This window comes from Planococcus shenhongbingii (genome assembly GCF_030413635.1).
GTDB classification, from domain to species: Bacteria; Bacillota; Bacilli; order Bacillales_A; family Planococcaceae; genus Planococcus; species Planococcus shenhongbingii.
Window position 1 is genome coordinate 1130907 of record NZ_CP129235.1, and the last position, 12980, is coordinate 1143886.

At 44.9% G+C, this 12980-nt stretch carries 14 protein-coding genes; 8 read left to right on the top strand and 6 right to left on the bottom strand.

The features are described from left to right. Positions 1-25: 25 nt before the first annotated feature. Both QWY16_RS05595 and solA read left to right on the top strand, forming a co-directional pair. On the top strand, positions 26-406 hold the full coding sequence (locus QWY16_RS05595; RefSeq protein WP_300991939.1) for a VOC family protein: 381 nt from the start codon (positions 26-28) through the stop codon (positions 404-406). Between the two features lie 86 nt (positions 407-492). After that, positions 493-1620 carry an N-methyl-L-tryptophan oxidase gene (gene solA / locus QWY16_RS05600; protein ID WP_300991940.1) on the top strand — a complete coding sequence of 376 codons (1128 nt, stop codon included), beginning with the start codon at positions 493-495 and terminating at the stop codon, positions 1618-1620. A gap of 107 nt (positions 1621-1727) precedes the next feature. Here the strand turns inward: solA and QWY16_RS05605 are convergent, their stop codons facing one another. Beyond that, positions 1728-2687 (bottom strand): AAA family ATPase, encoded by a 960-nt coding sequence (locus QWY16_RS05605; RefSeq protein WP_300991942.1) that lies wholly within the window; start codon positions 2685-2687, stop codon positions 1728-1730. Positions 2688-2794: 107 nt separating this feature from the next. On the opposite strand from QWY16_RS05605, the gene QWY16_RS05610 reads away from it, so the two are divergent. Continuing rightward, on the top strand, positions 2795-3853 hold the full coding sequence (locus tag QWY16_RS05610) for a C45 family autoproteolytic acyltransferase/hydrolase (RefSeq protein ID WP_300991943.1): 1059 nt from the start codon (positions 2795-2797) through the stop codon (positions 3851-3853). 148 nt (positions 3854-4001) lie between these two features. Here the strand turns inward: QWY16_RS05610 and QWY16_RS05615 are convergent, their stop codons facing one another. Together QWY16_RS05615 and QWY16_RS05620 are read right to left on the bottom strand one after the other, a co-directional pair. After that, the gene (locus tag QWY16_RS05615; protein WP_300991944.1) at positions 4002-5045 is read right to left on the bottom strand and encodes a C45 family autoproteolytic acyltransferase/hydrolase; all 1044 of its coding nucleotides are present in this window, start codon (positions 5043-5045) and stop codon (positions 4002-4004) included. A gap of 79 nt (positions 5046-5124) precedes the next feature. Next, positions 5125-5787, bottom strand: coding sequence for a B3/B4 domain-containing protein (locus QWY16_RS05620; protein ID WP_300991945.1), 663 nt, complete (start codon positions 5785-5787; stop codon positions 5125-5127). A gap of 67 nt (positions 5788-5854) precedes the next feature. Here QWY16_RS05620 and queG point away from each other — a divergent pair, with 67 nt between their 5' ends. The 3 genes from queG (at position 5855) to QWY16_RS05635 (ending at position 8623) form a co-directional block, all read left to right on the top strand. Then, positions 5855-7000 (top strand): tRNA epoxyqueuosine(34) reductase QueG, encoded by a 1146-nt coding sequence (gene queG, locus QWY16_RS05625; RefSeq protein WP_300991947.1) that lies wholly within the window; start codon positions 5855-5857, stop codon positions 6998-7000. Positions 7001-7009: 9 nt separating this feature from the next. Next, positions 7010-7483, top strand: coding sequence for a tRNA (uridine(34)/cytosine(34)/5-carboxymethylaminomethyluridine(34)-2'-O)-methyltransferase TrmL (gene trmL, locus QWY16_RS05630; protein WP_300991949.1), 474 nt, complete (start codon positions 7010-7012; stop codon positions 7481-7483). 837 nt (positions 7484-8320) lie between these two features. Then, positions 8321-8623 carry a hypothetical protein gene (locus tag QWY16_RS05635; protein WP_300993310.1) on the top strand — a complete coding sequence of 101 codons (303 nt, stop codon included), beginning with the start codon at positions 8321-8323 and terminating at the stop codon, positions 8621-8623. 37 nt (positions 8624-8660) lie between these two features. On the opposite strand, the gene QWY16_RS05640 is transcribed toward QWY16_RS05635, so the two are convergent. Next, positions 8661-9962, bottom strand: coding sequence for an NCS2 family permease (locus tag QWY16_RS05640; protein WP_300991950.1), 1302 nt, complete (start codon positions 9960-9962; stop codon positions 8661-8663). 154 nt (positions 9963-10116) lie between these two features. On the opposite strand from QWY16_RS05640, the gene QWY16_RS05645 reads away from it, so the two are divergent. Both QWY16_RS05645 and QWY16_RS05650 read left to right on the top strand, forming a co-directional pair. Beyond that, positions 10117-10947, top strand: a complete 831-nt coding sequence (locus tag QWY16_RS05645) for an aldo/keto reductase (RefSeq protein ID WP_300991952.1) — start codon at positions 10117-10119, stop codon at positions 10945-10947. A 116-nt stretch (positions 10948-11063) separates the two neighbouring features. Then, positions 11064-11564, top strand: coding sequence for a DinB family protein (locus QWY16_RS05650; protein ID WP_300991953.1), 501 nt, complete (start codon positions 11064-11066; stop codon positions 11562-11564). A gap of 45 nt (positions 11565-11609) precedes the next feature. Here QWY16_RS05650 and QWY16_RS05655 read toward each other — a convergent pair whose 3' ends face one another. Both QWY16_RS05655 and QWY16_RS05660 read right to left on the bottom strand, forming a co-directional pair. Then, a complete protein-coding gene (locus QWY16_RS05655; RefSeq protein ID WP_300991954.1) occupies positions 11610-12455 on the bottom strand; it encodes an RluA family pseudouridine synthase in 846 nt (281 codons plus the stop codon). A 54-nt stretch (positions 12456-12509) separates the two neighbouring features. Then, positions 12510-12980: a thioredoxin family protein gene (locus QWY16_RS05660; RefSeq protein WP_300991956.1), complete on the bottom strand. Its 471-nt coding sequence runs from the start codon at positions 12978-12980 to the stop codon at positions 12510-12512.

Genomic DNA, 12980 nt, shown 5'->3' on the forward strand with positions numbered 1-12980 from the left:
GAACACTTAAAAGAGGATGTGGAAAATGAAAATCAATCGGCTTGATCATTTGGTTTTAACAGTAGCAAGCATTGAAGACACTTGTGAGTTTTATCATCGTATTTTGGGGATGGAAATCAATGCATTTGGAGATAATAGAAAGGCGTTAAAGTTTGGAAATCAGAAAATCAATCTTCATGAAGCAGGAAAGGAATTTGAGCCGAAAGCTAAAACTCCTATGCCTGGCAGTGCTGATCTTTGTTTGATAACCGATACATCTATCCCTGAAGTTATTTTGTATTTGAGAAATTGCCAAGTCGAAATCGAAGAAGGGCCGGTTAAAAGGACGGGAGCAACAGCTTCAATCACCTCCGTCTACATAAGAGATCCTGATGGAAATCTTATCGAAATTTCAAATTATCATTAAGGAGCCGAAGGGACTTTGTCAAAAGAAAATCTCTTTTTTTGCATATATAGTATTGATAGAAGAAATTAATTGCAGGAGGTCATTAGATGGATTATGACGTAATCATAGTAGGAGCTGGCTCAATGGGTATGGCAGCCGGATATTACTTGGCGAAAAAAGGGAAGCGGATCCTTTTGCTGGACTCTTATGACCCGCCGCACACAGAAGGGTCGCATCATGGAGAAACCCGCATCATTCGGCATGCTTATGGGGAAGGCGAAAGCTATGTGGCGATGGCTTTAAGAGCCCAGGCATTATGGAATGAGCTTCAAGAACTGTCAGATGAAGAACTATTTATAAATACGGGAGTCATAAATATTGCTCAACCAGATTCCAGGTTCATTCAAAATGTCATCAAGAGTGCAGAAAAATATTCGCTGAACGTTGAGCAATTATCAGCGGAGGAGATCAATCAAAGATGGGAAGGCTTTCAGGTGCCAGAAGGCTATATTGGCTGCTATGAATTGGATTCCGGTGTCTTGATGAGTGAAAACTGCATAAGAGCATTCAAAAAAGAGGCAATAAAACATGGGGCTGTCTTAAAAGCTCATGCCGCTGTCACTTCAATTTCCATTTTTGATGAACATGTGCAGGTGGCGACAGCAGATGAGAGTTTTACAGCAGATTCGCTAATTCTCACACCAGGTGCTGCAGCCAGAAAGCTGCTGCCCTTGATCGGTTTAGAATTGCCGCTGCAGGAGCTAAGAAATACATTTTCATGGTTTGAAACAGACGAAAGCATTTATCCTGCTAATCGTTTTCCAGCTTTCACTTTTGAACTGCCTACAGAAATGTATTACGGTTTTCCGAGCATCAACGGAGCAGGCGTTAAAATCGGGCGGCATGATGGAGGGCGTCCGCGGGATATGCGCAAACCGCCAGAGGAATTTGGAGCTCATCCACAAGATCAACAAGATGTCAGCCGTTTTGCTAATCGATATATGTCAAAGGTCGGGCAACATGTTTCGGGTCAGCCATGTACTTATACAAATACACCGGATGAGGATTTTATTATTGATAAGCACCCTGATTATGAACATGTCATTCTTGCCTGTGGTTTCTCCGGCCATGGATTTAAATTCAGCAGTGCAGTTGGAGAAATTCTAAGTGAATTGGCAACTGGAAATCGTCAATCTGCACTGGATATTAGCCCGTTCACTATTAACAGGTTTTAAACATATGGAACTAATGAAATTCAAGCCGTTTTTTAGAAACGGATTCATTCACTTTGAAAACAGGATTTAAGCCAATAGAGTATAAACCGGTACATGGTGCTCCAGTTTTACTCTATTGCATTTTCCAACTTTTCCAATAGAAACTGCAGCCGTGCATAATTCTCTTCACCGATTCTCCGTCTTATTTTTCCGCTTTTCATCGTCAACGCCAATCTATGTTCATCAATCAGCAGGAGCACGTCGAAGATAAACGGCTCTGCGTATTGAAGGGAAGAAAGGATTGGATAGGCAAGATACATCGAAACATGTTCGTGACCATAAAAATTATCTTTTTCAAGAGGCAAATGTTTTCGCACGTAAGGTTTACCGATGTCATGGAGCAGTGCCGCCCACGACAAAAGTTCCCGTTCTTTAGGGTCCAAGGCTTCAAGGTGGATTTGTTTAAACAGTGTATACATGCAGTTAATAATTTTGCTCATTTCTTCTTGGTTGCTAAGGGCTTTGGTTTCTTTGAACGTTGCATACAATGCCAGGATTTCTTCAAAAGAAGCGGCTTCTTTCTGCATGAGGTGCCGGATTGGCTGGATATTTTGTAGCGCCAAGGAGGTCTTGAAATCGGATAGGATGCTGACTTTATTGAACTTCTCATCTTTTCTTGGAAATTCAAAAGAACGGATATAGCGTTCGAGAATCGCTTCAGGCACCCGCTCCCGGTCAGTTCGCTTCTGATTTCGTTGTTTCAGGATTTCGTAAGGCGTCCAGAACATGACCGCTTCTGTTCGGGCTTCAAGTTTTTGGATCCGGTTCAGGAAATTCTTCCTTTTTGAAGAAGCTAAGTTGGTGGCATCGTAAATAACATCATGGCCAGCTTTAAGGGAAAAAACAGTCTGCTGATACATTTCTTCAAAAACTTCGCGATGATGGATGGGCTGCCCAATTTCAAATTTTCCATGGGCGATTTGATCTGATGACAAATGCACCCAGCCAGGTTCAGTTTTAACCATTCTTCTTGCATAAGTCGACTTTCCGCTGCCCGGAAGGCCAATCAGCATTTTTAAGCGAGGCATGTGCCCACTCCTCTCAAACCGTATTTCTGTCATCACGCTGTACTTAATTGTTATAATAACTGAATATCATAAATACTCTACAATAGTGCATACAGAGGAGGGCATTCATGAAACAGATACATAGCGATATCCTACAATTTAGAGGAACTCATTATGATTTTGGGTGGAAGCAGGGGCAGCTTTTAAAAGATTCGATCACGCTTGAAAACCGGAGAAAACAGTGGAAAGTGAAACGGCCGAGGTTTCAAATCGATGTAGAAGAAACGAAAAACGCTTTCGAACGTTTTGCTCCAGGGATTTGGCAAGAGTTGAAGGGTTTGCGTGACAGCCTGGAATTGCCGATGGAAGAGATTGTGCGCGATTTTGGAGGCTATCGGATTGATGCGATGCCTTCAGGCTGTTCGATTGTTACAGGGGACGGCTTCATGGTGCGCAACTATGATTTCCATCCGCAAACCTACGAAGGACGTTTCAGCCTGTTTCAGCCGACCGACGGCGGTTATGCCATTATTGGACCGACATCGCGGATTACAGGGCGCATGGATGGCATGAATGAAAAAGGCCTCGCAATGGGCTATAATTTTACCCATCGCAAAAAGCCGGGCGATGGTTTTGTCTGTTATATGATTGGCCGCATCATTTTGGAAACATGCGCGACGGTGCAGGAAACAGTGGAGTTAGTGAAAGAAATTCCTCATCGCGGCTCCTTCAGTTATGTTGTCACGGATATCAGCGGCGAGACGTTCGTCATTGAAGCCAGTCCGAGAGCGGTTGAAGTAAGGAAAACAAATGTCTGCACCAATCATTTTAAAATCCAGACCCATGAAAACCGCAATTACTTAAAAGATTCTTATCAGCGGCTTGAAGCAATCGAGGCACAGCCTGAAGAGACGACAGATGCCTATAAAACTTACCGTCTCTTTAATGATCCGGAGAAAGGCGTGTTTTCATCCGATTATAAAAGCTGGGCCGGCACAATCCATACATCTGTTTATTTGCCGAAGGACAAGCAGATGTGGTTTTCAATCGGAGGCAATCAAGAACCAGCTGTTTTTGACTTTGGGGAATGGCTTCAAGGGGAAAATCTGGCGGCTGATAAAATTTATGGAGAAATCGATACGGACATTGGTTTTGCTCATATGGAAAAGAACTACGCTTATAAGTGAAAAAGGAGTTGTCCCAAAAGTAATTTGGGACAACTCCTTTGCGACGAAGCTAGCGCAGCGATGCAGGAGCAATAGTATTAACCTACGCTTTATTAGAAGCAAGGGGTTGTCCAATAAGTCTAATAATAGACTTATTGGACAACCCCTTTTACATTTCAGCCATATGGACAAATGGCAGGTGTGTATCGATTTTTCCATTTACTTTTTTGGCGAATAGCCGCTCACCTTGAAGCCAGCGTTCAAAATCAAACATCAGAGGGAGCCGGTCGGGACCAATCGCAAATCCGACTTCCAGGCTGTGCGGGAAATAAGATGCGGTATGCAAAGTGCCTGAAGCAGTAGAGTATTTTTTGGAAAAGACGCCTTGATCGGAATCATTGAGCAAGCGGAAAGCGCTGTAGGCATCCGCCATATTCTGATATGCGAGCATGGTCTCTTCGCGTCGGCGGGAATCATCTGTCTGATAGCGGTTTTCTTCCGTCAGCAATTCGAAATGATTGGTGGAAACCGCTGATTCACGGACCATCACTGAGCGTGGTGAAGCTTCCACAACAACTGATTTTCCTTTGCGGTCAAGAAGTACATAGCTGAATGAACGGCGGTGGGGAATTTCATTCAGCAAAGCAATTGCTTCATCAATTGAAGCACAATTCTCTAAAATCAGCCGACCAATCATGTTGCAGATAAAGCCGTCTTCTGAGTTTCTGCGGTTGATGAAGTTATAGCCCATCGACAAGCCTTTTTCGTTCAGCCCATCAGTCCGCCCAGTGATTTGCATCGTCGGGCCGATTGTTGCATAGCCGCCATCTGTCGGCTGATATAGAGCAAAACGGCCTTCATAGCCTTGCGGCGCACTGTCGTAATTGCGGATCATAAAATCGGAACCGGTGAAAATGGAACAGCCGCTGCGCACATATTCCAAATAATAACCGCCGAATTCCCGGATTGCATCATGCATATTCCATTTGAGGCTATCGGCCAATCCGTTGATTTCTTCCCAAACTCTGGGTGCAAAAGCCAATAGCAACTGCTTCGTTTGCTGTTCATTTATCAATAAGCTTTTGCTTGTTGAATTTCTTTGTTTGCGGCGGTTCGGCAAAAGAATTGAATCTTTCAGCCCTTCCCCTTGCATAAATCCGAAATCATAATGGCTTCCCCGGAATTGGATAATATCACTATGCACTCGTTTCACTTGAAGACCCTCTTTTTCTCTCAGATTAACAAGATTCTACTGCATCTTGCCTCAAATAGAAAAGAATATGCTTAGGACTTCAAACCACTTGAATCTCGGCTTCTCCGCTATTAATCCCTATAAACATATTAGAAGCAGCGGTCAACAGCTGCAGCGCCACATCCTTCTCCATCGATGGCCGCAAATAAAAGATATGTAATGCGTTTCGAGTAGCTTCCGTCACTGCCGTCCGCTTGGAGTCGACATATGGGCTGCCAAAAGCACCTTGTTTGTCTTTCGAAACAAGAATATTCGTTAAGGTATTCACTCGGTTATTCAACCCTTCAAATTGATCACTGGAGGTGCCAAGCGCAATTTCGACATTGCCTTCAATATTGTCGGCATCATATAAGCCCAGCGGAATTTCGTATTGCAGCGACAAGAAACTGTTCATATCAACAGCAGAATGGATCGGTTTCAAGTAATTTTGTTTTTTGATGCGGCGGTACAGCGCTTCTGCAGAAGGACGGTAACGGCTTGGATCCGCGCCTAAAGCTTTCCAGATCAACTGCCATTCCAGAAGGCCTGGAAAATCGGTCAGCTCTTTTTCTTCGAGATCGAAATATAATTGTTCCTGGAAAAGCTGAAGCCGGCCTTTTAACATTTGAGGTGAATCGGAAACGGTGATATTGTTATAATGAATGAATCCTATTTTAAAGTCAGGTAAGATTTCAATAATTTTAGGATTGATTGACAGTTCCATTGCAATCTTCCTTTCAGATGATGTATTAGGGATATCGTATCATATATTAAGAATGAGAGGTTACAACATGAATCTTGATCAATTTCAAAAAGAGCTTGTTGCGTATGCCTCGGAAATCGGAATTGATAAAATCGGTTTTGCATCGGCGGAACCTTTTTATAATTTAAGACACCGGCTGATTCGCCAGCAGCAGTTAAACTACCAGTCGGGATTCGAAGAACCGGATATCGAAAAGCGGATACGGCCCGCTCTTTTGCTGGATGAGGCCGTTAGTATTATTGCGATTGCGATTGCCTACCCATCGAAGATGAAGGATGCACCGCAAGGCGTAAAAGGAGCTCGGCGAGGCATTTTTTCACGGTCGTCATGGGGGAAAGACTATCATGCGGCATTGCGTGAGCGTCTGACGCTGCTGGAGGCTTTCATCGCCGCTCATTACCCGGAAGCCCGCATGCGTTCCATGGTGGACACCGGTGAGCTGTCAGACCGTGCGGTAGCGGAACGTGCGGGAATCGGCTGGAGTGCCAAAAATACGTCCATTATTACGCCGGAATTCGGTTCTTATGTTTACTTGGGTGAAATGATCACCAATATTCCATTCCGTTTTGATGAACCGATAGAAGACCAATGCGGCGACTGCCGATTGTGCATTGATGTTTGTCCGACAGGTGCCATTGTTGAAGGCGGCCAGCTGAATGCCCAGCGCTGCATTTCTTTTTTAACGCAGACAAAAGGCTTTTTGCCGGATGAGTTCCGCAGCGTTATTGGCAATCGTTTGTATGGCTGTGATACATGCCAGACGGTCTGTCCGAAAAACAAGCGCAAAGCCAATCAGATCCATCAAGAATTCGAACCGGATCCTGAAATTGCGAAACCTCTGTTGGAACCGCTGTTGACCATTTCAAACCGGGAATTCAAAGCGAAGTTCGGCTATGTCTCCGGTTCCTGGAGAGGCAAAAAGCCGATTCAGCGCAATGCCATTCTGGCGCTGGCCCATTTTAAAGAAAAAAGTGCTGTACCAGCGCTGATCGGACTTCTAACTGGAGATGACCGGCCAGTAATTCGCGGGACAGCAGCTTGGGCACTGGGCAAGATTGGTACGGCCGAAGGGCTGGAGGCGCTAAAGCAGGCGCAGCACGCAGAGAAAGATGAAGAAGCATTAGCAGAAATTCAAAAAGGGTTGGCTTTTTTCGCCGAAGAAATGAAAGGATAAGTGAAAGATTTGGCTATACACATTGTTTTATATCAACCGCTGATTCCAGCAAATACAGGAAATATTGCACGTTCATGTGCAGGAACAGGGGTAAAGCTCCATTTGGTCCGTCCGCTCGGTTTTTCAACAGATGACAAAATGCTGAAACGGGCAGGATTGGATTACTGGGAGCATGTTGATCTCATGTATCATGATTCTTTGCAAGAACTATTCGATCACTATCCCGGCGGAGAATTTTATTATATTACGAAGTTTGGGAAGAAAACATATTCGACGTTCGATTTTTCAAATCGTGAAAAGGACCATTTCTTTGTGTTCGGCCAGGAAACCAAAGGGCTGCCGAAAGAATTGATTGAACAAAATCTGGATCATTGCCTGCGCATTCCTATGAACGAACATATCCGCTCGCTGAATTTGTCCAATACCGCAGCGATTCTAATGTACGAGGCACTGCGCCAGCAGGACTTTCCAGCATTAACTTAAAAAGAAGCATGACAAAAGGACAGCCGCTGGGCTGTCCTTTTGTCAGCTTGTTGAGAAAGTTGAAATTTGTATCAGTGATCCTCCCTTAACCGATATTTCGCCAACCAGCTGCGCTTGCCGCGGGCGAGCGCCAAGCCGCTTCGTCGCTTACGCTCCTGTCTCTGCATCGCTTCGCTAGCTTCGAGACATGAAAGGGCGTTGCAGGGTCTCGGCGGTCTCGCTATCCCGCAGGCGTCTCCGCTGGTTGGCTCCATATCTGGAGAGCAGGAACAAACAGGAGAAGGTTTTCTTGAACTGTTACTCTTTTCGAGCATCTCTAAAAGGGATGAAAGCGAGCTGAATGCAGCGGAAGGCGGCGACTTCTGCGGGAATAGGGCGAGTCCTGAGACCCCGCAGGGAGCGCCAGCGAGCGAGGAGGCTCAGGCCGCCCCCCGCGAAAAGCGTCCGTCCTGGAGCGAAATGAAAAAAGAGAATAAGAGTTTCTCGACAGCATGAAAAAAGGACAGCCGCTGGGCTGTCCTTTTGCTTTTACATTATTTCTTTTCGAAAGTACCTGGTTTGTCATCGTAGCCAGCAGTAAGGATAGCTGACAAGAACGCTACACAAATACCCAGAATAAGGATCAAGTTCAAACGTAACGACCTCCTTGAAATTTGCATCTGTGTTTAGTATAGCGTAATGGAGGGAAAAATGAAATATAACTGCTAATTGAAATGTGGAGAATTTCTGTCCAATGGTCCGTAATTTTCTAAGGTTTTTATTAAAAAAACGAAACCATAGCGGATTTTAGCCGTATATAAGATAAATAAGTTTTTAAAAGAGGTGAAAAGGATGAAAATGAAAATTTCAATCGCTTTGTTATGGATTACCGGTTTAGCAGAAGCGGCGTTGGCGATTCCGTTTATAGGCGGAAGTCTTGTCATTTCGACAGGCTATGCAGCGCTTGGTGTAATGTTTGTTCTTCACGCAATCACCTTGTTCTTCTGTTTCCGTGAATACTCACCGAAAAGCGGTTCGATTCTCGGAATTATCACTAGCTTACTGGCATGGATTCCGCTGATCGGCTGGGCAATGCACTTGCTGACCGCACTTGTGTTAATCATTTCAGCTGCCGTTTCCGGAACGAGAGCTAGAATCTAATAAATAAAAAAACCGCCTTGATGGCGGTTTTTTCTGTTTAATGAGGTGCAATGATGATTTGGATTGTGAATAACACGGCAAATACATATAAAATCGGGTGAACGGTTTTTCCTTTTCCTTTGAAGATTTTCATCAGCGGATATGAGATGAAACCAAGGGCGATACCCGTAGCGATACTTGAAGTAAGCGGCATCGCAAGGACAATCAAGAAAGCCGGGAAGGCTTCATCGAATTCTTCCCATTCAATATGTTTTACCGCACCGATCATCAAACTGCCGACAATGATCAAAGCAGGAGCGGTAATCGCTGCAACACCTGACAATGCAGAGACCAGCGGCCCGAAAAAGGCGGCCAGGATAAACAATACGGCGACAGTCAAAGAAGTCAAACCTGTCCGGCCGCCAGCGGCGACACCTGCAGAGGATTCTACATAAGCGGTTGTCGGACTCGTTCCGACCATCGCACCGGCTGTTGCTGCAACAGAATCGGCCAGTAAAGCTTGACGCATGCGTGGCATATCATTGTTTTTCATCAGCCCTGCTTGTTTAGCAACGCCAATCATTGTGCCGGTTGTATCAAAAAGAGTGACCAATAAGAAAGAGAAGACGACTCCGTATAAACCGAATTCGATGACCATCTGGAAGGCTTCAACCGGATTCCAGACGATAATGCCTTCCGGAAGCGAAGGAAGCTGAACCAGCGCACCTTCGAATTTCAACTGCCCCGTAAAGAAAGCAATGATTCCCGTTACAATCATACCGAAGAAAATCCCGCCATGGATGTTTAGCGACATAAAAATTAATGTGATCAGCAATCCGACCAAAGTCAACGCAACCGGAGGTGAGGTCAAATCCCCCAAACCTACCAAGTTCGCTTCATTGGCTACAATGAAGCCACTAAGCCGCATGCCGATAAAAGCGATGAACAGCCCAATGCCAGCGGTGATGGCATGCTTCAAGTTTTCAGGAATTGCCTGAATCAATATTTTCCGCAAACGAGTCATTGATAATACAACAAAGATGAGACCAGCAACGAACACGGCTGAAAAAGCAGTGACGTAATCAATGGCACCATCAGAGGCAAGCACCAATGAAGTGAAATATGCATTCAAGCCCATTCCTGGAGCGATAGCAATTGGGTAATTAGCGAATAATGCCATCCATAATGTGCCGATTGCGGCAGCAATAATGGTCGCCAGGAAAACCTGGTCAAAAGGAACGCCTGCAGAACTTAAAATAACTGGATTAACGATTACGATATAGGCCATCGTCAAAAAAGTCGTCATGCCGGCAAGAACTTCGGTTTTAACAGTAGTGCCGTTTTCTTTTAAATGAAACATATAATAAGCCCCTTTCAAAACACGAACGTTTTAAACAACATTTAATATATTATTCGCTTTTAGGTGAGAAAGCAAGAGGTTTAATCAAAAATAATCCCCAAAGTCGAAATATGGCAGGAATATTTGTACAATAGGAAATGAAAGGATGATGAAAATGGATTTAACAATAAAATCGACAAAAACATTACATAATGGAGTAGAAATGCCGCGCTTCGGCCTTGGTGTTTACAAAATGACCGACAAAGAAGCCGCAGTGGAAGCCATGCTGGCGGCAATAGAAGCAGGTTATCCGGCAATTGATACTGCAGCGATTTATCAAAACGAAGAAGAAGTCGGGGAAGCTGTCCGTTCATCCCGCGTTAAACGCGAAGACTTGTTCATCACTTCAAAAGTCTGGAACACCGATCAAGGTTATGACAATACGCTGCGTGCTTTTGAAGCATCTCTTAAGCGGCTTGGTTTTGATTATCTCGATTTGTATTTGACCCATTGGGCAATTCCAGAGACATACGAAGAAACCTACCGTGCCATTCAGCGTTTGTATGATGAAAAATTGGTGCGGTCGATCGGAGTATCCAATCACCAGCAGCACCATTTAGAGAAGATTTTGGCCAAAGCGAATATGAAACCAATGGTCAACCAAATAGAATTGCATCCGCAGCTCACACAGGAGCCGCTGCGCCAATTCTGTGCAGACAATGACATCGCTGTAACTTCCTGGTCACCGCTGGCACGTGGCCGTTTACTGGACGAACCAGTGTTGGCGAAAATTGGAGAAGCCCATGGCAAGACGATTGCCCAAGTCGTGATCCGCTGGCATCTGCAAAGTGATTTGATCGTCATTCCGAAGTCTGTAACTCCATCACGCATCAAGGAGAATGCGGATGTCTATGGCTTTATGTTATCCGAGGAAGAGATGAAGATGATTGATGGCTTGAACCAGGATTGGCGTACAGGTACGCACCCTGATCAAATTACTGTATAATGCAACCTACTGCCGCCAAGAATTTTGGCGGCTTTTTATATTGGATAGAAGGCGGAGTAGAACTATGATATGATAAATCTGAATATTTTGCATATTAAAATGAAAAGAGGCCACTTATGAGCAAAAAAGAATTTATTTTAGACCAACTTGCGGTATGCCGCAATACGGACAGTTGGTTCAAACCTTTAAGCAAAGCAATAGAAGGGTTGACAAAAGAACAAGCAAGCTGGAAGCCAAACGAAAATTCTCATACCATCGCTCAAATCGCGAGCCATCTGCTTTTTTATAACGAGCGTTGGTTTCAGCGGTTCGGTGGAGAGATGACTGATGATTATCCAGAAACCAATGCTTCCACATTTAAAGGATTGATCGATTCCTCAGAAGAAAGTTGGAGAGAACTGGCAGCGGACCTTGATCAAAGCTTGGGAAAGTGGCAGCAAGCAATCAAGCAGACAAGTGAGGAAAAACTCCATAGCAGTATCCCGGGTTTCCCGGAAGAAGCGGTCTGGTGGGAAGCTCTATCCAATCTTTGTACCCATAACGCTTATCATATCGGACAAATCATTTACATCCGCAAAATGCAGGAATCGTGGGCAATTGCAGAAGACTGGTATTAACGAAATAAAAATGCACCGGGAAATTTCCCGGAGCATTTTATCTTGTCAGCGTGCCGTATCTTCAACGACGATTTTTTCATTGGTGAACGGATGGATGAACGACATGCGGAACGCATGGAGGTGATATGAACCATCTTGCGTTGATGGCCCTTCATACAGCTCATCACCGATGATTGGATGTCCAATATGGGACAAATGGGCACGGATTTGGTGCGTGCGCCCGGTTTCCAAAGTCAGATGGAGCAAAGATTTGCCTTCCATCTGCTTTAAGAGTTTATAATGAGTCACCGCACTTTGGCCGGTAGGGGAAACACGCCGGCGCGTCGGGTGGTGGCGGTCACGGCCCAGCGGAAAGTCGATTGTGCCCGATTTATTATGGACTTTGCCTTTCACGACTGCCTCATAATCCCGGACCAGCTGTTTTTGTTCCAGCATGCGGTCGAGGACGTTTTTAGCGACCGGATGCTTGGCAACCATCAGCAAGCCGGATGTTCCTTGATCGAGCCGGTGCACGTGCTCGCCGTAAGTTCCGCCGCCTCGAATGATATGGCCGAGGATGGCATTGATGAATGTATCGGTCTGCCCGATTTCGTTCGGATGCGTCGCCATGCCTTTTGGTTTTCTGGCAATGATAAAATGGTCATCTTCAAATAAAATCGGTAGTTCTATATCGTGATTCGGTTCGTAAGGGGAATCCGCCGGCGGCAAGTCAAAATGCAGCATAGTTCCTTTTGGCAGCGGTTCTTTCCAAATGATTTCCTGGAATTTATCATTCTTAACGCTTTTCGCCATCCGCATTTCGTGGACGACTTTTTTGCCGAGGCCCCAATCTTTTCTTAATAACTCTTCAACGGTCATGCCGTCGTCTTGCACTTCATAACTCCATGTCATGTTTATTCCTCCATATAAAAGGGCCATGCGCACAGCACATGACCCTTATGCCTATTATTTTAAAACTACTTGGTTAAAGAATTCTTCAATGTTTTCTTTCGGCTGAGATCCAACCCAGCGAGCAACTTCTTTGCCGTCTTCATAATGTACGAGTGTTGGCGTTGCTTCGATGAAATATTGCTGCCAGCCTTGCTCATACTCTAACAGATTGTACTGCTGGACGTCTACGCCCATATCTTCAGCGATTGGCATTAACACTGGCGTAGTAGCCTGGCAATGCGAGCAAGTCGGGCTGAAGAAGTAAACCGTAGTCGGCTCGCCGCTTGCAATCTGCTCATCCAAGGCATCAGGCAGAATGATGTTCTGGTAATTCTCATCATCCAACTGATCGATTGTCGCTTGGTTTAAATCTTCTTTATCATATGGATTGTCGGCCAGTTTTTGATTGTTCGATTGGTTAGTCAAAAAGATGATTAACCCGAAAATCAGAACCACAACCGCACCGATGATTAACATTTTCTTCAT

What these genes read in the sequence shown, in the direction of transcription:
- QWY16_RS05640 (WP_300991950.1), bottom strand. Translation starts at nt 9,962, where the DNA reads ATGTTTCATTTAAAAGAAAACGGCACTACTGTTAAAACCGAAGTTCTT.
- QWY16_RS05660 (WP_300991956.1), bottom strand. Translation starts at nt 12,980, where the DNA reads ATGAAGAAAATGTTAATCATCGGTGCGGTTGTGGTTCTGATTTTCGGG.
- QWY16_RS05650 (WP_300991953.1), top strand. Translation starts at nt 11,064, where the DNA reads ATGAGCAAAAAAGAATTTATTTTAGACCAACTTGCGGTATGCCGCAAT.
- QWY16_RS05645 (WP_300991952.1), top strand. Translation starts at nt 10,117, where the DNA reads ATGGATTTAACAATAAAATCGACAAAAACATTACATAATGGAGTAGAA.
- QWY16_RS05635 (WP_300993310.1), top strand. Translation starts at nt 8,321, where the DNA reads ATGAAAATTTCAATCGCTTTGTTATGGATTACCGGTTTAGCAGAAGCG.
- solA (WP_300991940.1), top strand. Translation starts at nt 493, where the DNA reads ATGGATTATGACGTAATCATAGTAGGAGCTGGCTCAATGGGTATGGCA.
- QWY16_RS05610 (WP_300991943.1), top strand. Translation starts at nt 2,795, where the DNA reads ATGAAACAGATACATAGCGATATCCTACAATTTAGAGGAACTCATTAT.
- queG (WP_300991947.1), top strand. Translation starts at nt 5,855, where the DNA reads ATGAATCTTGATCAATTTCAAAAAGAGCTTGTTGCGTATGCCTCGGAA.
- QWY16_RS05595 (WP_300991939.1), top strand. Translation starts at nt 26, where the DNA reads ATGAAAATCAATCGGCTTGATCATTTGGTTTTAACAGTAGCAAGCATT.
- QWY16_RS05655 (WP_300991954.1), bottom strand. Translation starts at nt 12,455, where the DNA reads ATGACATGGAGTTATGAAGTGCAAGACGACGGCATGACCGTTGAAGAG.
- QWY16_RS05620 (WP_300991945.1), bottom strand. Translation starts at nt 5,787, where the DNA reads ATGGAACTGTCAATCAATCCTAAAATTATTGAAATCTTACCTGACTTT.
- QWY16_RS05605 (WP_300991942.1), bottom strand. Translation starts at nt 2,687, where the DNA reads ATGCCTCGCTTAAAAATGCTGATTGGCCTTCCGGGCAGCGGAAAGTCG.